We start from the raw sequence: 21,051 nt of genomic DNA on the forward strand, positions 1-21,051 counted from the left end.
AACAAAAAGACTTGGTTATAAATAAGCATTATTTTTGCTTAACCAAGTCTTATTAGCTAATCTGCTTGTGGGGCTATTTTTAAGTCTAAAAACAAGTCATTGTACAAAATAGTAGTTTCCTTGCCGAGATGTTTGAAAACTGCCAATTTATCGATAACGTCGTCATCTGGATAGATGGTCTTGTCTGCCCTGGATTCTGGGTCGATTAAATCCATTGCTTTTTTATTTGGGGTAGCATACCTGATATAGTCAGCATTTCTTGCAGCCACTTCTGGCCTTAGAAGATAGTTAATAAGGGCATAGGCCCCTTCTTTATTCTTGCTAGTTTTTGGTATAACCATGGTATCAAACCAAATATTCGACCCTTCCTTAGGGATAATATAGGAAAGATTTTCATTCATACTTTCAGCTATTGCAGCCTCACCAGAGAAGGTAATTCCTATATCGGCCTCTTCTTTAGCCATATACATCCTAATCTCATCCGCCAAAAGAGCCTTGACATTCTTCATAAAAGGCACAAGGTCGTTTTTGACTTTTCTTAAAATTTTTTCATTTTTTTCATTTATATCATAGCCATCTGTCAAAAGTCCAATGCCTAATGTTTCCCTGGCCCCATCGAAGCAAAGAATTTCCCCTTCAAACTTAGGGTCCCAAAGTTTTTTCCAAGAATCAAGGTCTTCTGGATTGTATTTTTCACTATTGTAAATTATTCCAAAAGTTCCCCAAAAATATGGAATTGAATATTCATTACCAGGGTCATAGACCTGGTCTAAAAATCTCTGGTCAATGTTATCTAGTCCCTTGATTTTTGAGTGGTCTAGCTTTTCCAAAAGCCCCTTTTCTCTCATCATTTCAACTGTGTATTCAGATGGGAAGGCAATGTCGTAGTGGGTCTTTCCTTGTTCAATTTTAGCCATCATAGCCTCATTGGAATCGAAAGTTTCATAGATTATCTTATAACCAGTTTCCTTTTCAAAATCGCTTAGGATTTCTGGATCTACATAGTCGCCCCAGTTATAAAAATATATATCCTTATCATTGGTCCCATTTGAGCTTGAATTTAATCTTTCCTTGCCAAAAACTAGAAGTAGGGTTAGGGTCAAAATCCCTAGGACAAATTTATAAACCTTGTTCATATTTCTTTGCCTCCCTTCTTTCTATCATGTAATAAATAACCACCATAATAAGTGATATAGCAAACATTAGGGCAGATAGGGCGTTGATTTCAAGGGAAATTCCTGTTCTCACCCTAGAATAAATTTCTATAGAAAGGGTCGAAAAACCGGAACCCGTTACGAAAAATGTCACCGCAAAATCATCTAGGGAATAAGTCAACGCCATAAAAAAGCCTGCAAAAATACCGCTTGCGATATTTGGCAAAATTATCTTATTTAAGATAGTCATATCATTTGCCCCCAAGTCTTCGGCAGCCCTTATCATATCTTCATTAAGGGCATAGAGCCTTGGAAGGATCATTAAAACTACAATAGGGATTGAAAAAGCTATGTGGGCCAAAAGGACCGACAAAAATCCCATAGGAATTTTTATTAACATGGAAAATAAAATCAAGAAACTCGCACCCATCATGATGTCTGGGAGGACCATCAAAACTGAATTTAAGCTCAGGATTCGTTTCCTAATTTTTTTGTTTTTTGTATAATAAATCGAAATCGCACCTAAAGTACCGATAACACTTGCAATTAAGGATGACAAAAGGGCCAAAATAAGCGTATTTAAAACTATATTTATAAGCCTCTTATCAGAAAAAACTGCCAAGTAGTGGTCTAGAGTGAAGGATTCGAAAGTATTCATGTTGCCGCCGCTATTGAAGGAATAAAAAATCAAATATCCCAGAGGTAGGTACATAATTACAAAAACGAAAATCAAAAATAAATTTGAAAATTTAGTTGATCTATTTTCCATTTACGTCCCCCCTCCTGTTCAAAAATGAAATCACTGCAAACATGATTCCGATTAGGACAAGGCCAATAGTTGATCCCATGCCCCAGTTTTGGGTCACTAGATAGTGCTGTTCGACAGCTGTTCCCAGTGTAATTATCTTATTGCCCCCGATTATCCTTGTGATTAAAAATAGGGATAGGGATGGGATAAAAACCGCTTGAAAACCAGCTATAACCCCATCCATTGAAAGAGGCAAAATTATCTTCCTAAAGGTTTGGAACTTAGTCGCTCCCAAATCTTCGCTTGCGATTATATATTCCCTTGGAATTGTATCTATGGACCTAAATATAGGCAAGATCATAAAGGGAAGTTCTACATAAGATGCAACCATGATGAAGGCTGGGTTCGTAAAAAGAAAACCCTGGCTTGCTAGGCCCAAAAGTCCTACGATTGTTCCGTTTTTGTTAAAAAGTCCGATAAAGGCATATGCCTTAAGAACTAGATTTATCCAGGTTGGCAAAATTACCAAGAGCAAAATCAAATCCTTGTGCTTAGCCTTGGTCAAAAAATATGAAAAAGGATAAGCCCACAAAAGGGTAAAGGAAGTGATTAAAAAGGCTGTCAAGAATGAATTTAGGGTCATTATTATATAGTTTTTGCTCGTAAAATAGGCTATATAATTATCAAAGGTAAAATTGCCATAAATATCAAAAAATGACTGGTAGAGCAAAAGGAGGATTGGCGCAATTATAAATACTAAAATCCAAATATAGTAAATAAAGGTTAATTTTTGGTATTTTTTAGCCATCGCTTTCTCCTGTAGCATATTTTTCGATTCTCTTATCAAAGGCCTCTTCGGATTCGCCATATCTCATAACGTGGATATTATCAGGATCTATCTTGATTCCAATGTCATCTCCCTCTTCAAAACGCCTAGTTGTGTGGATTTTCCAAGAAAAATTCCTCTTATCAATTGCTATAAGTTCGTTAAATACCCCACGATAAAGGATATTGTCTATATTTACCACAATATCAGCGCCTTGGGCTGGGACAAGCTCTATATCTTCAGGTCTTATAACGACTTCTACCCTTTCGCCCTTTGCAATACCAGCGTCAGAACAATCAAAGACCTTGCCCGCAAATTCTACCTTGTAGTCATCTACCATTTTAGCCTTTAGGATATTGGATTCGCCGATAAACTGAGCAACATAGCGGTTAATTGGCTCATCGTATATGTCTTTTGGTGGTCCTTGTTGGACAATTTTCCCCTTATCCATAACAAAAATATGGTCGCTTAAAGCTAAGGCCTCTTCCTGGTCGTGGGTTACAAAAACGAAGGTAATCCCCAACTCCCACTGGATATCAGAAAGAAGGACCTGCATGGACTTTCTTAATTTCATATCAAGGGCTGAAAGTGGCTCGTCTAAAAGGAGAACGTCTGGTTTATTGACAATAGCACGAGCAATAGCCACCCTTTGCTTTTGCCCACCAGACATTTGGCTTACCTCACGCTTTTCAAAACCAGCTAGGTTTACCATAGCAAGGGCTTTTTTAACTTCTTTTTGTATTATGGCCTTATCAGTTTTTTTGATTTCAAGGCCAAAGGCCACGTTGTCGTAAACATTCATGTGAGGAAAAAGCGAATAGTTTTGAAAAACCGTATTTACAGTCCTCTTACTTGCTGGGACATCTCCCACATTTTTTCCATTTATGTAAACAGAGCCACTTGTCGGCTCCAAAAATCCTGCTATTAAATTTAAAATAGTAGTCTTGCCGCAACCAGAAGGACCTAAAAGGGTATAAAATTTCCCTTTTTCAAGCTCTAGGTCGACAGATTTTAGGACTTCCTCATCGCCAAAAGACTTGGAAACCCCGTCAAGAACTACCGAATATTTTTCAAAATTTTTATCCATTTGACAACCCCCCAACATTTTCTCATTATAAAAAGTATACCGCTTTTTATGTCAATTATTAGAAGCATTTGTAAAACTTCTTAGACTTATTAATTTTTTTCACCAAAAATGGGCAAAAAAAATGTACCGGACCTAGGCCCAGTACATTTTCTATTCTTATTTATTATCTTCTACGACTGTCTTTGCTGCAGTCCTACCTGATGCAATTATTTCTGTAATAGCATTGCCGCCAAGCCTGTTACCACCGTGGATACCGCCTGTAACTTCTCCTGCTGCATATAGACCTGTAATTGGTCTTCCTTCCTTATCTAAAACTCTTCTGTTCTCGTCAACTTTGAGTCCGCCCATGGTGTGGTGGGTTGAAGGAGCCAAAAATCTTACTCTAATTTTGCCAATCTTGTAAGTATCTGGTTTATATTTTCCATTTTCGTCCTTTTCAGCTATTCCTATTAAAGACCTATAAGATTCTTTAGAAACTTCCAAGTGATCAGTTTGACCCATTACGTAAGAGTCGTATTCTTTAATGGCATCTTCTATTTGTTTGCCTGTAAGGTCTATTTTTAGCTCTTTGAATAGGTCATCAAGTTCGCTTATTTCTCTTACGTATTGTCTTAAGTTTACATCTTCATCCTTGTATGGATATGGTCCAGGAATTGGGCTTTCAACATTTCCTACTTCTACAAAGACACCCTTTGTGCCATTTATTTCTATACCATTTTCAAAGGCACCCTTAGATAAAACGTCACGTTCTGCAGATTCGTCTACATACCTCTTGCCAGTTTTTGGTGAAATATAAATTACATCTTCACCGCCACCAAAGGCAAGGTTGCCGTCTTGGATCCAAGAAATTGGCATCATTTGAGTAAAGCCTTCGCCTGTAGTGTCAGCTCCAACTTCCTTACCCATTCTAATACCATCACCCATTAGGGAATTTCTATTGGTGGTCTTTAGAGAGCCTTCTAGAGCTTCTGGGTCCCAGTATTCGTTGGTTTCCTTAACCATTTCTATATTAGCTGCATAACCACCAGTTGCAAGGATTACCCCCTTATTTGCCTTAAGAGTGAAAGGTGTGCCGTCAAAGAGCTCGCCTTCTACACCTGCTACCTTACCATTTTCTTCTATAAGTTTTTTAGCTTCGGCTCTTCTGTAGATTTTGTTTTCTTTGTTTAATTCTTCAAACTTGTGGATAGGTGCCTTAAAGTAGGTTGCCCATCTTCCTTCTTCCATTTGACCGTCAATTTCTGAACCTATGAATTGATTTTCTCTTTGCCATAAGCAACCGATTAGGGTTCTTTGAGTTGAATCATCAAATTTTGATCCCATTTCATTTAACCATGGCTTAATTTCTTGGCCTTCATTTATAAATTGGCTAACTAATCCTTCATTTCCATAAATCCAAGCTGTTCTTTCGAAGTTTGGTCTGATTCCACCGTAATAGGTTTGGAAAATGTGGAGATTGATGGTTGAGAAAAGAGTTAGGTCAGTTTCTTGCTTACCAGCTTCTAGTTGTGGTTTGGCCCAGTCAAGATAAGCCTTGATTTCTTCTTTTAGGGACTTCAACACTGGTAGGTATTCTTCGTGAACACCTCTTTTTGAAAGGGCTTCGATGTCGCCAATTACAAATTCTTCCCCATCTTCAAGTTTTTCGTTAAATGGTTCTTCTGACCAGTTGTAAATGGTCTCTAGGGTGTGAATCCTACCATTATCTGATTTTACTTTTTCAAATTTTTCGCCATTGTGTTCGCCTTCTGTAGCGTCAGGATTTTCCTTATCCCAAACTAGGTAAGGCATTACTGATTGGTATTGACCTCCTGAAACTAAGGTGTTGCCACCGATTTCAACGTTCTTTTCAATAATTGCAACCTTATTTCCTGCTTGGGCTGCTTCTACAGCTGCTGATACACCGGCACCACCTGCACCTACAACTACCACGTCATAAGTTTCTTCGATGGCTTCTTGTGGCTTAACTTCGATTGTATTTTTCTTAAAGCCTTCAAGGTCAGAAACTTCTGCCTCTTCTGCCGCCTTGTTAATTGCAGCTTTAAATCCAGCTGAAGTGATTGTTGCACCTGATACATTGTCAACTCCAGTACCATTTGCAGCTATAACATCTGCTTTTATAATATCAAAAGCAGGTGTACCTACATGGTCTGTTTCGACATTTTCTACTACTTCGATATCTTCAATCTTATTTTCGGCAAATTTAACAGAGACCTTCATTGGGCCATTGCAGCCATTTGCCTCCGCCTCATATGTGCCTGGTTTGAAGGTCAATTCTGTGGTTTGGGCTTTTTCTCCCTCTTCCTTTCCTTCTTCTTTCACTTCTTCGGCCTTTTCTTCTACCTTTGCATCTTCCTTAGGCTCTTCTTTTTTGTCAGCCTCGTTTTGGCAAGCGGTCAGTGAAAGGCCAGCGATTAACATAATCGCCAAGAGTTTCGATTTTTTCATATTTCCTCCTAATAATATTAAATGAATATTTCGTCAATCAAACGTTTTCATATCTGTCAGAAAATTAGAAATATCCACCTGTTCCTTATGATTAGAGTATAACACAAAAATGTATAGGCTGTATAAAATATTATTAACATTTTGAAAAATTTCCCTAAAAAAATACTGGCCACTAGGACCAGTATAATTTATGCTTCAATTCCGTATTTGTCATCTAAATATACATCAGAAAATCTTACCATAAGGATAATACTTGTTATCAAAATAGTAATTACAAAGCCAACTATAAATATTGCAAGATAGACAACGACTAGCATTTCATCTTTTACTAATAGCATAGATAACATTAAGCCTATGAGGACTAAAAGTGGTATACCTATCCATTTTAAACCTAGGATTAGAGTCTTCTTAAAAAGTCTCTTTCCTTGGCTAAAAATTTTACCAATTATTTCCATAACCCCATCTTCTGTATCGTAATGATCTGCTAGATAGAAGTTTGAATAGGCAAAAAACATAGCAATTACTAAAAATATTATTAATAATACAATAGGCAATACAATCGCACCTATTACAAAAACCGAACTATTGCTTGGGCTTGCCATGGCTTTAAATACACTAATAGCCCCGCTTGCTGAAAAAGCGTATTGGCAAATAGCTTGGGCAATAGAAATAATAAATCCTACTGTAAGGACCTTCATATTTAAGTAATTTACCTGGTTTAGATAGTCTCCAACTGATCCCATCCTATTTCTTATAAGACCGCTTGATATAGAGAACACAAATACAAAGGAAATTATTCCTGTAATTAAGTCTCCTAAAAATTCTAGGATGAAATTATCTTTACCAAGGGCTGTAATAAGGTTATATAAAAGGTAATTTGTAATTCCACCTATAATAACTATCAAAAGTATAGATGAAAATTTATATTCTCTTTTCATAAAATTCTCCAATTCTTAAATTTGTCACTTATAATTTACTACATTTAATAATTATTTACCACAAAAATTTATAATTGGGTATTAATCTACTGAGGTGATATAATGATAAAAGTAAAAATGAATCCAGATAAATTTAGGGCTGAAGCCCTTGATGATGAAAAAATAATAGGCCTTTGCGAATACAAGATAAATGGTGATGTCCTTGATGTCTACCACACAGAGGTCGACAAGGCCTATGGCGGAAAGGGTCTTGCAGGAAAACTCCTAGACCAAGTAGTAGACTTTGCAAGAGCTGAAAAGAAAAAAATATATCCAACTTGCTCCTACGTCCTTAAAAAATTCGACCAAGACGAATCATATAAGGACCTTGATGCAAGATAGGAACTAGACCCAGCTATGGTTGGGTCATTTTCTTTGTGAATAATTTCCCTTATCTAGCCATAAGGATTTTTAGGTGGTATTATAAGGGTAGTTAACAAGGGAGGTGAAAAATGGAAAATTCAAATAAACATAGGTTTAGAAAAGAGGGAATCTTATCAGTTTCTCTAATCTTGGCAGTAAACGCCATCATCAGCGGGGCTTTGATTTTTATCAAGGACGAGCTTGGCATAAGCCTAGCTAGCGCAGAATTTCTTTTGAGCCTTCCATCAATTACAACCATTATCGCAATCCTTTTAAGCGAACCAATTAGCCAAAAAATTGGCATTAAAAAATGTGTGAGCTTGGGGCTTTTTTTAGTTGGTACATCTGCTTTTTTGCCAATTTTTATTAGGACCTACCCAAGTGTATTCATCTCAAGACTCATACTTGGTTTTGGAGTCGGCCTTTATAACGGCCATGCAGCAAGTCTTATAAATATTTTCTACAAAGGCGACGAGGCGGCAAGCCTCCATGGAATTAGAAATTCCTGTGAACACATAGGCCTAATGTTGCTTTTATTTATAGCAGGCCTTATTATAAAAATATCCTGGCACTATGTATTTTTAACCTACACCTTTGCCTTTTTGATTTTGATAATTTTTAACCTTACAGTAGAAGACGTGGTCCACCCAAAGACCCTAGCTGAAGAAAAATTTAAAATCACCCTTCAAACTATCTTCTTTATGGTCTTTGCAGGTGTGATTTTGATGGACACAACAGCTGTCACAGTCAGGTTTTCAACCATAGCCACAGCAAATCTAGGAGCAAATGCCAACATCAACATGCTAACCATGATTTTCCCAATTTTTGGAATGACAACAGGATTTTTCTTTGGAAAAATAAATAGGAGATTAAGGTCAAAAACTATTTTATTAGGCCTCCTCCTCTATATATTTAAAGATCTAACACTCGCCATATTCGGCCAAAACCTTTATATTTACATGATCTGCATAGCACTTACAGCCATCTCCCAAAGTCTGTGCTTCCCATATATCTTTGCGGAAGTAGCGAGAGTCACCAGGTCCTCTTCATCAAGGATAGTAAACAACCTCATCTTTGTGGGTTCTAATATCGGAGGATTTTTGGCATCAAGCTTTTTAAGTATCATAACTCTAATATTTAACATAAAGAGCCCAACAACAGCCTTCATGGGCTTTTCAGTCCTCTATTTAGGATTTTTCGCAGTTTACTTCTACGAATACCTAAGTGTTAGGTCTTTTAGGAGAATATAAATAAAAATCTCGGAAAATATAGCTTCCCAAGATTTTTAATTGATTATTTATTTAAAAAATATAAATAGGGTCAATTTATAATTATAGACCTAAATTTTAATAAATATATATGAAGCCTAACTCCTATTGGAAAAACATCTTTAAAAATCTTATATTAGATTTATTTTTAAGATTTTTTCTCTTTGTAGAGCTTAATTCCAACTAGGAATAAACTTTTATAAAAATTGTTAAAGTTTATATTTTTTAATTAGCTAAAATATTATATCCTATTAGTGTAGCCCCTATTCCTGATAGCACAACCATTAATATTCCAATTCTTATAATCAAATTAGAATCCGAATTATCGTCAGCATGCAACATAGCTATAGGAGCAAATGAAGATGGCAATACATATGCTAAAGATCCACACATAGTTGTTGTTATGCATAAGGCCTGTGGACTAAGGCTAGGTGAAACCATAGCTATGCTTGCAGCAACCCCTGTCATTATTGTAATTGTTGATACATTAGATGAAAAATTTGTTAAGGTACATGTTCCTAATGCAAACAAAAGTACAACAAGCATTGTTGATGAATTATCTATTATTGGTCTAAGCTTAAGAATTACAAAATCATTTAGGCCTACACCTTCATTAGATACTGCACTCCCCAATAATACTCCTATCGATATAAAAAATATTGTTGCCCATGGAATTTTCTTATTCATCTCTCCTTTTAAATCTATTAGAGGCTCATTATCTATCCTTATAAAAGCCAGCAAAATAACAGATAAGAAGGCCCAGAAGGTTATGGAGTATTTTTTAAACATCATGAGGATTTGATTGTCTTTTGGCAGTAATATTTGTAAAATACCTGGCAGAACCCAAAACAAAACAGTTATAAAAAATATACTTGCTATTGTTTTTTCTCTTAATTGCATAGGTTTTATATCTTCCGAAAACTTGTCAACATCTAAATCTTTCGCTTTTTCAACATCTGGTTTTATTATAAACCTGATTATCGCAAAAAGTGAAGCTAGTAATATTAGTGTTGTAGGAACTGCATAGACCATATACTCAAATAAACTTATCTCCATCTGTGTAGTTTGTTCAAATATACCAATACCCAAAATTGCTAAGGGATGGGAAATAGGTGTTGCGGCTCCTCCTAAGATTACGGAAAAAATTGATCCAAGTACTAAGGTGTTGGAAAATTTACTTTTTTCCTCATATCCAATTTTATTGATTATTTCATTGGAAAATGCTAAGAAGAAAGCTGTCGCAGGAACTTGGTCCATAAAACATCCTACCAAATAGCATATTCCAAAATATACAAACATGAAGGACCAAGGACTTTTTCTGGAAATCTTCATAGTAAGAATTTTGCTAGTAAGCCTAGCGGTAAATCCAGACTCATTCAAAGCATTTGTCATTATCATGCTTGCTACAACGAAAGCAAATATCCAATTACCTAAAGATCCTTGTATAACTTCATTTAAACTCATTACCCCTGTCATGGACAACAAAAGAAAGCTAAGAAAAACCGGCCAAATTGTATCTACTATTGAAAGTAATAAAACCGTTCCTATGAAAACTCCTATAACTTTCATCCCCATTGATGTGATTGGCTCAACAGGAGGTAATATCCAAAATATAAATATTACTAAAAGGCAAATAAAAGTTTTTACTAAATATTTTATATCCCATTTAAAACTTTCTTTTTTATTAATCATAATATCACCTATTTTTTGTAATTACCATTTTCTAGTAATAATGCTATACCTTGTCCTCCTCCTATACAAGCACTCACAACTGCATATCTTAAGTTTGGATTTTCTTTAAATTCATATAAGGCTGTTGTTATAATTCTAGCACCTGTCATTCCTAATGGATGTCCTAAAGCTACCGCTCCACCATGTATATTGAAATTGTTTTTATAGTAATCGCTATCTAAATATATCTCTAATTCTTTTAAACATCCTAATGTTTGACCAGAAAAAGCTTCATTTATTTCAAGCATTCCAATATCTTGTTTTAAATCTAAATTGTTTCTTTTTAGAAGGTTATTTATTGCTGGTACTGGACCCATCCCCATGTAGGCTGGATCTACGCCAGCAATTTCATAGTCGACTAATTTTCCCATTACCTCTAATCCATGCTCTTTTGCATAAGATAAGGTTGTTAAAATTTCGAAAGCTGCCCCATCGTTAAGGCCAGAAGCGTTTCCTGCAGTCACTGTGCCATCTTTTTCAAACACAGGTCTAAGTTTTGCAAGTTTTTCTAAAGTTGTATCAGGCTTAGGATGTCCATCCTTGTCTACAATATGAGTTTCTTTTCTGGATTTAACTTCTACTGGTACAATCTCTTTGGCAAATCTTCCAGACTCCATAGCTTTCTTGGATTTCATTTGACTTTCATAAGCAAACAAGTCTTGATCTTCTCTTGAAATTTCATACTTTCTTACTACATTTTCGGCAGTATTACCCATATGATTAATCCCAGAATTTGCTCCAGACGCTGTTCTATGGCCTTCATCATTTGCGTCAATTAATCTTGAATCTCCCATCCTAAAGCCTTTAAATCTAGCTTCTTCTGGCAACATATATGGTGCCCTAGATAAAGATTCAGCTCCGCCTACAGCAATTACCTTTTTATTGCCTCTTAATAATTCTAATGCACCAGATACAGCCGATTGCATACCAGAACCACAAATCCTGTTTACTGTCATACCTGTCGCTTCGAATTTAACCCCTGCGTCTATTCCTATTATATTACCCAAATTATTTGTTGTTTGTGAACCTGTAACATGACCAACTATAACTTCATCAATATCAGTAATATCTATATTAGCCCTTTTTACTGCCTCTTTTAGGGCGATTACGCCTAGTTCTTGCACTTTAACAGTTTTTAAATCTCCTAAATAAGCTCCAACTGGTGTTCTGGCTGCGCCTACAAATACTACTTCATCTTTTAAAAATTCTAACATTATTATTCTCCTTAGTCTACTATCATTTCTTCTAAATTATCGCTGATTACTACATCAGCTTCGACTTCACTAATTATTTCTTCTACTGAAAAATTTGGATTATAAGCGGTTAACAAAAGCTTTCCATTATCAACATTAAACACAGCTTTTTCTGTTACAATCATTGTCGCAGCTTTTTGTGCTGTAAGTGGCAGTTTACATTCTTTTAAAATTTTTGCCCTACCATTATTAGTGTGGTAGCTTGCTATAATAACTTCTTTTGCACCAATACATAGGTCCATAGCTCCCCCCATACCCACGACTAACTTGCCTGGTATAGTGTAATTGGCTATATTCCCATATTGATCTACTTCCATAGTTCCCAATACAGTAGCCGCCAAGTGTCCACCTCTAATAATCCCAAATGAAATTGATGAGTCAAAGAAGGAAGCACCTTTTTTGTATTTTGTTGGAAATCCTGATGAACTTATAACGCCAGGAATATAGGCTGGATCATCGTATCCAATATCACCTATGGCTCCAATCATTCCATTTTCAGAATGAATATTTATATTTTGTTCATCCGTTACAAATTTTGATACTAGTGTAGGAAGACCAACTCCTAGGTTTACATAAGAATTATTTTTTAATCTAACAGCAATATTTTTTGCAATAATTTCTTTCATTTCTTGCTTACTTAATTCCATCATCTCCGCCCCCTTTTACAATATAATCAATAAAGATTCCTGGGATTTTGACATCATTAGGCTCAATTTCTCCATTTTCAACTATTTCATCAGCCTGCACAATAGTTATATCAGCAGCTGTTGTCATCATTGCTGAGTGAGAAGTTGCTGAACCAAAAAATATCACATTCCCCATTTTATCTGCTTTTCTAGCCCTAACTATACAAACATCAGCTCTTAGAGGTTTTTCAAGTAGGTAATCTTTACCATCCACATTTATAATTTCCTTACCTTCTGCTATATCAGTACCTATCCCTGTAGGTGTTAGAACCCCACCTAAACCAAAACCGCCTGCGCGAATTCTCTCAACAAGAGTACCTTGAGGAACAAACTCAACCTCAATTTCTCCTTTATTAAACTGATCAACCGTAAATTTATTCATTCCGATGTGGGAAACGATTGCCTTTTTGATGCAATGATTTGGTGTTAGTATCCCAACATGTTCGCCTGGTATATTTAGATCTCCCGTATCATTGCAAATCAAAGTCAAATCTTTTATCCCCTCTTTTACTATTCCTTGGATAATTTCATTTGGTGCTTCAGACCCAGCAAATCCACCTATCATAAGGGTTGAACCAGATTTAATCATAGAAACAGCTTCATTCATAGAAATAATTTTGCTACCATCCATATAAGTAACCTCCTTCTTATAAAATTATTATTTTCTTTTTGATATAATAATTGTATAATGTATGGTAAAATAAAACCACGATATAATAGTTATGAAAACCATAACCTAGCTTTATGCAAAAGGAGGTATAAATGGATATTAACCAAATGAAATACATAATATGTATAGCTGAAAATAATTTTAATATCACTAAGGCTGCTGATAAGCTATATGTAAGTCAGCCAGCTCTTAGCAAAACAATAAAGACTCTTGAGGAAAATTTAGGCATAGATATCTTCAAACGTAAAAAAGGTAGACTGGTTGATTTTAGTGATATTGGAAAAATACTATATCAAAATGCCTTAGAAATTATAGACCTTGAAAATAAAATTCAAAAATCAATACTAGAATACAAGAAGAAATCAAAATCTTACATATCTATTGGGATACTCTCAGTATTTATGCCTATTGTATATAAGCAAATAAACTCTATACTTAATAAGTACTTCCAAGACGAAGATCTTATGATAGATATAGTTGAATACAATTATTGGGACCTTATAAAAAAATTTGAAGATGGACAAATTGATATTATTATAACTATAAGTACTTTTTAAGAAAATGAAAATATTATCAATAAAAATATTGTAAATAGTTCTTATGTGGCAATATACGATAAAAATAAATATGAATTTGATGATAAAATAAAATACTCAGACTTAAACAATAAAAACCTCATATATCCGTCTACCCTAAGCAAATCAAAGTTATTGATAGATGAAATGCTTGATAAGTCAGAAGTAGTCAGCAAAAGAAAAATCCATCTTATGGATCCCCACGCTGTATTAGAGACTTTGCTAAATACAGAATTTATTGCAATTTTGCCAGAATTTTTTTATACTTTACTCTATCAAAAATATGGACAATCATTAAAAACAAGTAATTTCACAAATCCAATATCTTGGCAAATGGATATAAGTGCAAATAAAGAAAATATTAAATCAAATGAAAAATTTAATAATATTTTTAATGAACTTTACAGAAATTTAAAAACCTTGTAAGCATCCTGCTTATTAAATTAAAACAGTGCATTTTCATAATTTTGATTTGATTAGTTGAAAATAATAATACTAGCTTGACAAAAAAGGTCTGTTGCAAAATGAATAAATCGTCCCCATATCATCATAGGATCTCCATGAGCCGACGGACTATTTTCTCGTGAAGTTTCGCCTCCATTAGCCGGCGGGTCACATGTGGCATGTCTGCAATAAGAGGCATACTATGAGAGAGCCCTATGATGATGGGACGATAATTATTCACAATTTGTAAAACACCCTTTTTTTCTTACCTTATAAAAATATTCAAATCCAATTCATAAGAAAGAATCTTAAGTAATTCCATGCCCCTTACGGAATTTCCTGTTTTATCTAGTCTTGGTGAATATACTCCTATGCCGCATAGGCCTGGGACTATGCCGAGTATTGCCCCACTTACTCCTGATTTTGATGGGATGCCTACGTCCATTAGGTAGCGGCCGGAGTTTTCGTACATACCGCAAGATGACATTTGGCTTACTATGATAGATACTATTGATTCTGGGATTAAATCCCTGGTTTCATAAAGACCAAAACCTTTATTGGCAAGTACTGCCCCGAAGTGGGAGAGGTCCACGACATTTGTTCCTATGGAACAAGATCTTATATAAAGGTCCAAAATCTCATTTGGATCTTCATTAAAAATATCCTTTGATTTTAGATAATAGGCTATGGCCTTGTTTCTGTCAGATGTTTCCATCTCTGACTTATAAATATCTTCCATAAGCCTTGCCTTATCTGTCCCTGAAATCATCTTATAAAAATCAAGTATCCTCTGAAATTTATCTTCCGCATCCCTTCCCCTTATCATAGAGGAAGTTGTGATTGCACCTGCATTTATAAATGGATTTGCTGGTTTATCTGTAATTGGCACAAGTGAATTAAACTCAAACTTGGTTGGCTCGCTGCCGACCTTTGAATAAACTTCTCCTATGGTATTATCGTGGAGGGCAACTAGGAGGTCCAAGATTTTAGAAATCGACTGGATTGAAAATTCTTTGTCAATCTCTCCATAGCTGTAGGTATCCCCAGTTGTAGATGTGATGGCAAGGGCAAAAGTCTCAGGGTCCACATTTAACAATTCAGGTATATAAGAAGCCACTTCACCTTGGCCAATAAATTTTTCACTCTTAACAATAGATTGCCTAATTCTCCTATCAATTTCATTTCTATCAAAAAACATAAAGTCACTCTCCTAAATAATTATCACTTACTATTATCCTACTCTATTTTCAATTTATATTAATTTACTTAAGATTGCTATATTATCACAAATACTTATCATTCTCATTCATATCTATAACTAAATCAAACTTATCTTTGTAATCACCTATATCATGGCTTACATAAATAAAAGTTAAGTCTTTATCATTTAAAAAGTAATTTAATATATAGTTTCTTAAATCTTTCTGAACTTGGTTTAGACCTTCGTCAATAACTAATATCTGCTTGTCCCTTACAAGTGCCCTTAATAAGGCAATTCTTTGTTTTTCTCCTCCTGAAAGAGATTGAGATGTTTGATCTGTTTTTGAAATTTCATCATAGTGGACTAAGTCAAAATACTCTTTAAAATCGTTAAAATCTATTGGAGAATAAAGACAAATGTTATTTTCAGGACTCATATTAAAAATATATTGATTTTGGTTAATTATTGAAAAATAATTGCTCAGATACATATAATCCAAATCTTTTATACTATATCCATTAAAATATACCTCTCCCTCAAAATCTTTAATATTGCCTGTCAAAATTCTCAAAAGTGTGGATTTTCCACTACCATTATTTCCCTTTATCAATACTTTATCAGCCTTATTTATTTTAATATCTCTTAAATTGATATTTAAATTGTCAGGATAGGAAAACTTAAGATTTTCAATTTCTATATTATTAAAATCCTCAGCATTATTTAATTTTTTTATCTCTTTAACTTTTTCTATTTTTTTGCCATATCTTTTATCTATTGTCTTATAAGCCACTCTACCTGAATTTAGAGTATTTATAGAAGTAATCAACCTGATTAATGGGCTTATAATTATATCAGAAAACTGTATAGCCGCTATGAAGGCGCCGACAGTCATCTTGCTATTATATATAGACATGGATCCATAGGCTATAAGAATAAATAAACCCATGTATGAAACAAGGCCTATACATATCTCTAGAAGACTTTCAAACTTTCCTAATTTCATTTCTGACCATAATTTTTTACTCAAACTCTTATTTACTTCATTCTTGAAAGCGGATGTTGCTAGCATATTCTTTATTACATTTATACCTAAAGTGTAATCTAATACCTTGCTATTGAAATATTTGTTAAACTCAATATTATTAGTCTTGTATTCTTCAATCTTATTCCTAAAAAAATAAGGTATTAATAAAGTCATTATATTAGGCGCTAGAATTAATACAATGAGCACAAAGTCTAAATTAATTATGGCAAAACTATAGATGAAAATATTAATCAAAAGAATTATTATGTCTAATTTATTAATGTAATAATCATTAATAAAATCTTCAATATTTGTATTAATATCAACATTTATACTTGCTAAAATAGTCGTGGTTTTTCACTAATGATTCGTCACTGTCCACATAGTCTATAATTTGACTTATCATAAGTTTTTTTATACTTACTTGTAATTTTATCATGAATATTTTAATGCCATATTCAGATAAAATAATTCCTATGATAGCTAGACCGTATAAAAGTATATAGGTTTTTATTGTTGAAAAGTTTTTATAATTATCTATTATATTTTTTATCAAATATGGCTGAATAGAAGCTACAACAGCTAAAAAGATTGATAAAATAATATAAATAAGTGAAATTAGTTTAGTTTTTCTATTTTTATAAGTCATAATTCCTCTGCTTGTCTATTTGTAAATTGCTATCAAGCTGTCATGGAGTATTTTACAAAAGGTTAATATATTTAGCTACTCCTATTAATGTACTTTATGAGGATAAATGATACAATATTGGGTATAAATTATAGGAAATAAATCATGAAAGGAGCTTTTTATGAGAATTATTGATATATTAGAAAATGAGGCTTGGGTTAGGTCTTATCCATTTATAGATGACTTTGTAAAATCAGACTACTTTGAGATCTTGAAGGATTCTTACAAGAGATTAAATACCCATATCCTTTTTGATTCCCATATTCACGGCCAGGACCACATTGAAAGGGTGATTTTCTTTGCCCATCTTTTGGCTTTCCATTATAAACTTGACCAGAGGGATACAGATGTCCTAAGAAATGCTGCTAGTCTTCACGATACAAAAAGGGTCAACGATGGTTGGGATACAGAACACGGTCACAGGGCTGCCTTAGAATCAATTTCTTATTCCTATGCAGATAAGGCTGACGATAGGGTTATCCAAGCTGTTATTGCTGCACATTCTACAGATGATAAAATAATGGATGAGACAATTAGGGAATTTATAAAAGATACTGACGACTTTGAAAGGACAAAGAGACTTGCCAAGCTTTTTAAAGATGCAGATGGACTTGATAGGGTAAGGATTAACCACCTTGACCCGGCTTATTTGAGAAATGACTTTTCAAAGGACTTGGTTGACTTTGCCTATGACCTATATGACCGCTTTTAGCTATTGACTTTTTCTCCAAAAAATTATAAAATTGTAGTGTATAAGGAGAATTATATGCTAAAAAGACCAAAAGCATATCTCGCTGGTATATTTTTAGGCCTGGGCCTCTTATTTCCAAAGACCGCTCTTGCGGATTCTGTAATGATAAATAAAGAAGTCACCGATTCTTCAAACTTCTATACCGAAGAAAATGGCGGACTTAGCCCAAATGCAAGTATCGATACTACCGACCTATATAATATGGTTAGCGAGGATAATTTTTATTATAAAATAGAATATGAGGGAAAAATTGGTTATGTAGAAAAAAATCATTTCTACAAACTAAACCACACCAGCCTTGTCAGGGATGCGAATATAAAAAAAGATCCTTCTGATGATGCTGATGACCTCACTTCCTATAAGCTTAAAAAAGGAACTAAGGTCACTATCCTTGAATTTATAAATATAGATGATTTTGTAAAAGTTTCCTATGAGCAAAATCGCTTTGACAATAAATTTATAAACCTAGCCGACAGGGTGACTAAGGCCAAGAAGGGGTTTGTAGAAACCCTAACCCTTGACCCAGTTCCTGTTGAAACCATTGGAAGAGATGACATAAGAACTGTTACCGTTGACGATGAAGTGGCAAATGCAGAAGAAAAAATCGGTTACGTCCACTTTAAGGACCTAGCCCTTTCTTACAGGGACCAAGAAATCATTGATAAATTTTATGACTATTATAATTTGCTAAATGCGTCAATGACCTACAGGCAAACCCCTATCTTTGACCAGGGTCCAGTTTATAACCTAAGCAATGGTGAGACCTACGAAGCAACCAGCGATTTACCAGAAATAACTGTCCACATGACAGGTTCTCAAACTGGTATCGACCTATATTCTTATGCAGTTAAGTTTTTGGGCAATCCTTATGTTTTCGGTGGCGAAGACCTTTATAATGGAATTGACTGCTCAGGCTTTACCATGAGAGTTTACCAAACAATTGGCATTAGCCTTCCACACTTTGCCCAAAGCCAGCAAAGGTATGGTATTGAAGTGCCATTTGGCCAAGAAAAGGCCGGAGACTTGGTATTCTTTGGAACAAGCCTATACAACATAACCCACGTTGGTATAGCTGATGGCTACGGCAACATGGTCCACGCCTCATCTCCAAGGACAGGCATAATCATAAGCCCAATTAGAAACCCAATCTCAATTAAAAGAATAGTGAACTAAAAAAATTGCTGAACGAGGGAATTTCCTGAGTCAGCAATTTTTTATTTATTATTAGTTATTTGAATTGTCAGCTTCTTTATTAAAGACAGAAATTATAGAATTAAAAACATCCTTTAGGAAGTTTATAAACTTATCAAGTAGGCCTGAGTCTTTTGCATCTTGGGCAATTTTTTCAAAATTTTCCTTGTTGTCTTTAGCAAATTTATCTATAGAATCCTTGTTATCTTCATAAAATTTACCAGCTTTGCTTCCAATATCTTTAGCAAGTTTAAAAAGATTGTCCTTTACTTCCTTGCTATCGATGGCGGAAGTATTTTGGTAAGAAGAAAAATAATTTACCAAGACATTAATATTATTTTCTGAAAGGACCTTGTCCATATCTACATTTTTAAGGGCATTTATTACATATGTCCCTATTTGTTCTTCTGAAGCGGTCTCGCCATTTTTTTCCTTATATTCAGCTAGGTTTTGCTTTACTTCAATCACAGCTGCATCTAGTTTTTTGCTATCAAATTCAGGATTGCCTTCGTTTTCCTTTGAGACTTCTATCACTGTCTTTAGCTCATCTTGGGCGGTTTTTGTCCTTTCTGGGTCAAGATTTTCTCCATGGAGTTCTTCTGATTTATAAACACCAACAAGGGCAGATTCGCCAGTAACAGGTTTTGGACTTGCAACGCAAATTTCCGCATCGGTAATACCTGCAGTAATGGCTGCATTTGTGTATTGGGCTTCGGTAATTTGGTTGATGTTGCCAGGAGTCTTGATCATAACCCTGATACCAGAACCTTTTTCAAGCCTTTTTACAACTATGGATGAAATCATGTTATAATCATCAGTTCCATAGCCAAGATATTTTTTAAGATCAGCACCGTTTACAGTACCAACATTTAGTTCACTTGCATCAATTCCTACAGCATTGTCTACAATTTTTCTTTGTTGGTCATTTAAGGCGACACCATAAATTACATCGTCCTTATTTTTATCAAAACCTGCCGCAAAGGCAAGATTTGATAGGATTAGTGAAAAGGCCAAACATAAGCCAAATATTTTCTTTTTCATTTATTTTAGTCCTTCTATTTTTTCTACAATTGGATTTAACATTTCATTATTAATCTCAGTTGCCATTCCTGCATCAATTTTAGATGCAATTGTTGGGTCAATTGGAAGTTTTACTAATGTATCTACTCCGTATTTTTTAGCAACTTCTTCTATATTTGACTTGCCAAAAATTTCGTGCTTACTTCCACAATCAGGGCATTCAAAGTAGGACATATTTTCAACTATGCCTATAATATTTTTGCCCATCATCTTGGCCATCTTTAATGATTTTTCTACAACCATCTCAACAAGGCCTTGAGGAGTCGCCACAGCCACAACCCCGTCAATTGGAAGGGATTGGAAGACTGTAAGAGGCACGTCTGCGGTTCCTGGAGGCATATCTACAACCATGTAGTCAATTTTCCCCCAGTCAACATCTGTATAAAATTGCTTGATGACCCCTGTCACAATTGATGCCCTCCAAATAACTGGATCAGTTTTTTTAGGCAAAATCATGTTGGTTGAAATAATCTTAATTCCATTACAAGCCTTGGCAGGATCCATAATTCCCTCTGCTGTACCACTGACAGCTTCATCAATACCAAAGGCTTCGGCAATTGATGGACCAGTGATGTCTGCATCAAATAGGCCCACTTCATAGCCTTTGTTTTTAAGGCTTACAGCAAGTTGGCTTGCCACAGAAGACTTGCCTACCCCTCCCTTACCACTCATAACAGCGATAATCTTTCCGATTTGAGTGCCTGGTTGGGTTTCTATTTTAAATTTATCAAAATTCATTTTTTTATTTTCCATTTTATCTCCTAATTCATTTTTATTTTAAAAAGACAGAAAGCATAATAACTATGCTCTCTTAATTATATGATATTTACCTTAAATTTCCATTAAAATTTTTGTAAGCTTTGGAGTTTTCGTCCTTGGCAAAATC

The 21,051-nt window shown here is 34.7% G+C and carries 21 protein-coding genes; 6 read left to right on the forward strand and 15 right to left on the reverse strand.

The window, feature by feature from the left end:
- Positions 1–56: 56 nt before the first annotated feature.
- The 6 genes from J2Z38_RS04780 to J2Z38_RS04805 form a co-directional block, all read right to left on the reverse strand.
- Complete coding sequence (locus J2Z38_RS04780) at positions 57–1,136, reverse strand: ABC transporter substrate-binding protein (protein WP_209773018.1); 1,080 nt, start codon at positions 1,134–1,136, stop codon at positions 57–59.
- Positions 1,120–1,923: an ABC transporter permease gene (locus J2Z38_RS04785; RefSeq protein WP_209773021.1), complete on the reverse strand. Its 804-nt coding sequence runs from the start codon at positions 1,921–1,923 to the stop codon at positions 1,120–1,122. Before J2Z38_RS04785 ends, J2Z38_RS04780 begins: the two co-directional genes overlap by 17 nt.
- Positions 1,913–2,710, reverse strand: a complete 798-nt coding sequence (locus J2Z38_RS04790; RefSeq protein WP_209773022.1) for an ABC transporter permease — start codon at positions 2,708–2,710, stop codon at positions 1,913–1,915. Before J2Z38_RS04790 ends, J2Z38_RS04785 begins: the two co-directional genes overlap by 11 nt.
- The gene (locus J2Z38_RS04795) at positions 2,703–3,815 is read right to left on the reverse strand and encodes an ABC transporter ATP-binding protein (protein ID WP_209773023.1); all 1,113 of its coding nucleotides are present in this window, start codon (positions 3,813–3,815) and stop codon (positions 2,703–2,705) included. The genes J2Z38_RS04790 and J2Z38_RS04795 overlap by 8 nt, the downstream gene beginning before the upstream one ends.
- Positions 3,816–3,971: 156 nt before the next feature.
- Positions 3,972–6,263, reverse strand: a complete 2,292-nt coding sequence (locus J2Z38_RS10700; protein WP_209773024.1) for an FAD-dependent oxidoreductase — start codon at positions 6,261–6,263, stop codon at positions 3,972–3,974.
- 188 nt (positions 6,264–6,451) lie between these two features.
- Positions 6,452–7,201 (reverse strand): hypothetical protein, encoded by a 750-nt coding sequence (locus tag J2Z38_RS04805; RefSeq protein WP_209773026.1) that lies wholly within the window; start codon positions 7,199–7,201, stop codon positions 6,452–6,454.
- Positions 7,202–7,303: 102 nt separating this feature from the next.
- Between J2Z38_RS04805 and J2Z38_RS04810 the strand changes: the two genes are divergently transcribed.
- Together J2Z38_RS04810 and J2Z38_RS04815 are read left to right on the forward strand one after the other, a co-directional pair.
- Positions 7,304–7,582, forward strand: a complete 279-nt coding sequence (locus J2Z38_RS04810) for a GNAT family N-acetyltransferase (RefSeq protein ID WP_209773028.1) — start codon at positions 7,304–7,306, stop codon at positions 7,580–7,582.
- A 110-nt stretch (positions 7,583–7,692) separates the two neighbouring features.
- Positions 7,693–8,853 (forward strand): MFS transporter, encoded by a 1,161-nt coding sequence (locus J2Z38_RS04815; protein ID WP_209773029.1) that lies wholly within the window; start codon positions 7,693–7,695, stop codon positions 8,851–8,853.
- A 243-nt stretch (positions 8,854–9,096) separates the two neighbouring features.
- On the opposite strand, the gene J2Z38_RS04820 is transcribed toward J2Z38_RS04815, so the two are convergent.
- From J2Z38_RS04820 to J2Z38_RS04835, 4 genes are read right to left on the reverse strand one after another with little or no spacing between them, the layout of a single operon-like run.
- On the reverse strand, positions 9,097–10,563 hold the full coding sequence (locus J2Z38_RS04820) for an SLC13 family permease (protein WP_209773030.1): 1,467 nt from the start codon (positions 10,561–10,563) through the stop codon (positions 9,097–9,099).
- Between the two features lie 8 nt (positions 10,564–10,571).
- A complete protein-coding gene (locus tag J2Z38_RS04825) occupies positions 10,572–11,816 on the reverse strand; it encodes a thiolase family protein (protein ID WP_209773032.1) in 1,245 nt (414 codons plus the stop codon).
- Between the two features lie 11 nt (positions 11,817–11,827).
- A complete protein-coding gene (locus tag J2Z38_RS04830) occupies positions 11,828–12,505 on the reverse strand; it encodes a CoA-transferase (protein ID WP_225304618.1) in 678 nt (225 codons plus the stop codon).
- Positions 12,489–13,172, reverse strand: coding sequence for a CoA transferase subunit A (locus J2Z38_RS04835; protein ID WP_209773034.1), 684 nt, complete (start codon positions 13,170–13,172; stop codon positions 12,489–12,491). The genes J2Z38_RS04830 and J2Z38_RS04835 overlap by 17 nt, the downstream gene beginning before the upstream one ends.
- 131 nt (positions 13,173–13,303) lie before the next feature.
- Here J2Z38_RS04835 and J2Z38_RS04840 point away from each other — a divergent pair, with 131 nt between their 5' ends.
- Together J2Z38_RS04840 and J2Z38_RS04845 are read left to right on the forward strand one after the other, a co-directional pair.
- Positions 13,304–13,768, forward strand: a complete 465-nt coding sequence (locus tag J2Z38_RS04840) for a LysR family transcriptional regulator (RefSeq protein ID WP_209773035.1) — start codon at positions 13,304–13,306, stop codon at positions 13,766–13,768.
- A 45-nt stretch (positions 13,769–13,813) separates the two neighbouring features.
- Positions 13,814–14,212, forward strand: coding sequence for a hypothetical protein (locus tag J2Z38_RS04845; protein WP_209773037.1), 399 nt, complete (start codon positions 13,814–13,816; stop codon positions 14,210–14,212).
- A gap of 283 nt (positions 14,213–14,495) precedes the next feature.
- Here the strand turns inward: J2Z38_RS04845 and glsA are convergent, their stop codons facing one another.
- The 3 genes from glsA to J2Z38_RS04860 all read right to left on the reverse strand — a co-directional run bounded on the left by glsA (position 14,496) and on the right by J2Z38_RS04860 (position 17,104).
- Complete coding sequence (gene glsA / locus J2Z38_RS04850) at positions 14,496–15,428, reverse strand: glutaminase A (RefSeq protein WP_209773039.1); 933 nt, start codon at positions 15,426–15,428, stop codon at positions 14,496–14,498.
- Positions 15,429–15,513: 85 nt separating this feature from the next.
- Positions 15,514–16,800, reverse strand: a complete 1,287-nt coding sequence (locus tag J2Z38_RS10705) for an ATP-binding cassette domain-containing protein (RefSeq protein ID WP_225304682.1) — start codon at positions 16,798–16,800, stop codon at positions 15,514–15,516.
- Entirely contained in the window at positions 16,778–17,104 is a 327-nt protein-coding gene (locus J2Z38_RS04860; RefSeq protein WP_209773044.1) for a hypothetical protein, read from the reverse strand. Before J2Z38_RS04860 ends, J2Z38_RS10705 begins: the two co-directional genes overlap by 23 nt.
- A 160-nt stretch (positions 17,105–17,264) precedes the next feature.
- Here J2Z38_RS04860 and J2Z38_RS04865 point away from each other — a divergent pair, with 160 nt between their 5' ends.
- Both J2Z38_RS04865 and J2Z38_RS04870 read left to right on the forward strand, forming a co-directional pair.
- Entirely contained in the window at positions 17,265–17,855 is a 591-nt protein-coding gene (locus J2Z38_RS04865) for an HD domain-containing protein (RefSeq protein WP_209773046.1), read from the forward strand.
- 54 nt (positions 17,856–17,909) lie between these two features.
- The gene (locus J2Z38_RS04870) at positions 17,910–19,067 is read left to right on the forward strand and encodes a C40 family peptidase (protein ID WP_225304619.1); all 1,158 of its coding nucleotides are present in this window, start codon (positions 17,910–17,912) and stop codon (positions 19,065–19,067) included.
- A 51-nt stretch (positions 19,068–19,118) separates the two neighbouring features.
- On the opposite strand, the gene J2Z38_RS04875 is transcribed toward J2Z38_RS04870, so the two are convergent.
- Together J2Z38_RS04875 and J2Z38_RS04880 are read right to left on the reverse strand one after the other, a co-directional pair.
- Positions 19,119–20,126, reverse strand: coding sequence for a DUF1002 domain-containing protein (locus J2Z38_RS04875; protein ID WP_209773048.1), 1,008 nt, complete (start codon positions 20,124–20,126; stop codon positions 19,119–19,121).
- Complete coding sequence (locus J2Z38_RS04880; RefSeq protein ID WP_209773050.1) at positions 20,127–20,918, reverse strand: Mrp/NBP35 family ATP-binding protein; 792 nt, start codon at positions 20,916–20,918, stop codon at positions 20,127–20,129.
- Between the last annotated feature and the right edge of the window lie 133 nt (positions 20,919–21,051).

This window comes from Anaerococcus degeneri (assembly GCF_017874475.1).
GTDB classification, from domain to species: domain Bacteria; phylum Bacillota; class Clostridia; order Tissierellales; family Peptoniphilaceae; genus Anaerococcus; species Anaerococcus degeneri.

Bases quoted from the DNA above. Each gene is read 5' to 3' on its own strand.
- J2Z38_RS04825 (WP_209773032.1), bottom strand. From the start codon at position 11,816: ATGTTAGAATTTTTAAAAGATGAAGTAGTATTTGTAGGCGCAGCCAGA.
- J2Z38_RS10700 (WP_209773024.1), bottom strand. From the start codon at position 6,263: ATGAAAAAATCGAAACTCTTGGCGATTATGTTAATCGCTGGCCTTTCA.
- J2Z38_RS04805 (WP_209773026.1), bottom strand. From the start codon at position 7,201: ATGAAAAGAGAATATAAATTTTCATCTATACTTTTGATAGTTATTATA.
- J2Z38_RS04790 (WP_209773022.1), bottom strand. From the start codon at position 2,710: ATGGCTAAAAAATACCAAAAATTAACCTTTATTTACTATATTTGGATT.
- J2Z38_RS04880 (WP_209773050.1), bottom strand. From the start codon at position 20,918: ATGGAAAATAAAAAAATGAATTTTGATAAATTTAAAATAGAAACCCAA.
- J2Z38_RS04835 (WP_209773034.1), bottom strand. From the start codon at position 13,172: ATGGATGGTAGCAAAATTATTTCTATGAATGAAGCTGTTTCTATGATT.
- J2Z38_RS04840 (WP_209773035.1), top strand. From the start codon at position 13,304: ATGGATATTAACCAAATGAAATACATAATATGTATAGCTGAAAATAAT.
- J2Z38_RS04865 (WP_209773046.1), top strand. From the start codon at position 17,265: ATGAGAATTATTGATATATTAGAAAATGAGGCTTGGGTTAGGTCTTAT.
- J2Z38_RS04860 (WP_209773044.1), bottom strand. From the start codon at position 17,104: ATGACTTATAAAAATAGAAAAACTAAACTAATTTCACTTATTTATATT.
- J2Z38_RS04785 (WP_209773021.1), bottom strand. From the start codon at position 1,923: ATGGAAAATAGATCAACTAAATTTTCAAATTTATTTTTGATTTTCGTT.
- J2Z38_RS04830 (WP_225304618.1), bottom strand. From the start codon at position 12,505: ATGATGGAATTAAGTAAGCAAGAAATGAAAGAAATTATTGCAAAAAAT.
- J2Z38_RS04815 (WP_209773029.1), top strand. From the start codon at position 7,693: ATGGAAAATTCAAATAAACATAGGTTTAGAAAAGAGGGAATCTTATCA.
- J2Z38_RS04780 (WP_209773018.1), bottom strand. From the start codon at position 1,136: ATGAACAAGGTTTATAAATTTGTCCTAGGGATTTTGACCCTAACCCTA.
- J2Z38_RS04810 (WP_209773028.1), top strand. From the start codon at position 7,304: ATGATAAAAGTAAAAATGAATCCAGATAAATTTAGGGCTGAAGCCCTT.
- J2Z38_RS04820 (WP_209773030.1), bottom strand. From the start codon at position 10,563: ATGATTAATAAAAAAGAAAGTTTTAAATGGGATATAAAATATTTAGTA.
- J2Z38_RS04875 (WP_209773048.1), bottom strand. From the start codon at position 20,126: ATGAAAAAGAAAATATTTGGCTTATGTTTGGCCTTTTCACTAATCCTA.
- J2Z38_RS04795 (WP_209773023.1), bottom strand. From the start codon at position 3,815: ATGGATAAAAATTTTGAAAAATATTCGGTAGTTCTTGACGGGGTTTCC.
- glsA (WP_209773039.1), bottom strand. From the start codon at position 15,428: ATGTTTTTTGATAGAAATGAAATTGATAGGAGAATTAGGCAATCTATT.
- J2Z38_RS04870 (WP_225304619.1), top strand. From the start codon at position 17,910: ATGCTAAAAAGACCAAAAGCATATCTCGCTGGTATATTTTTAGGCCTG.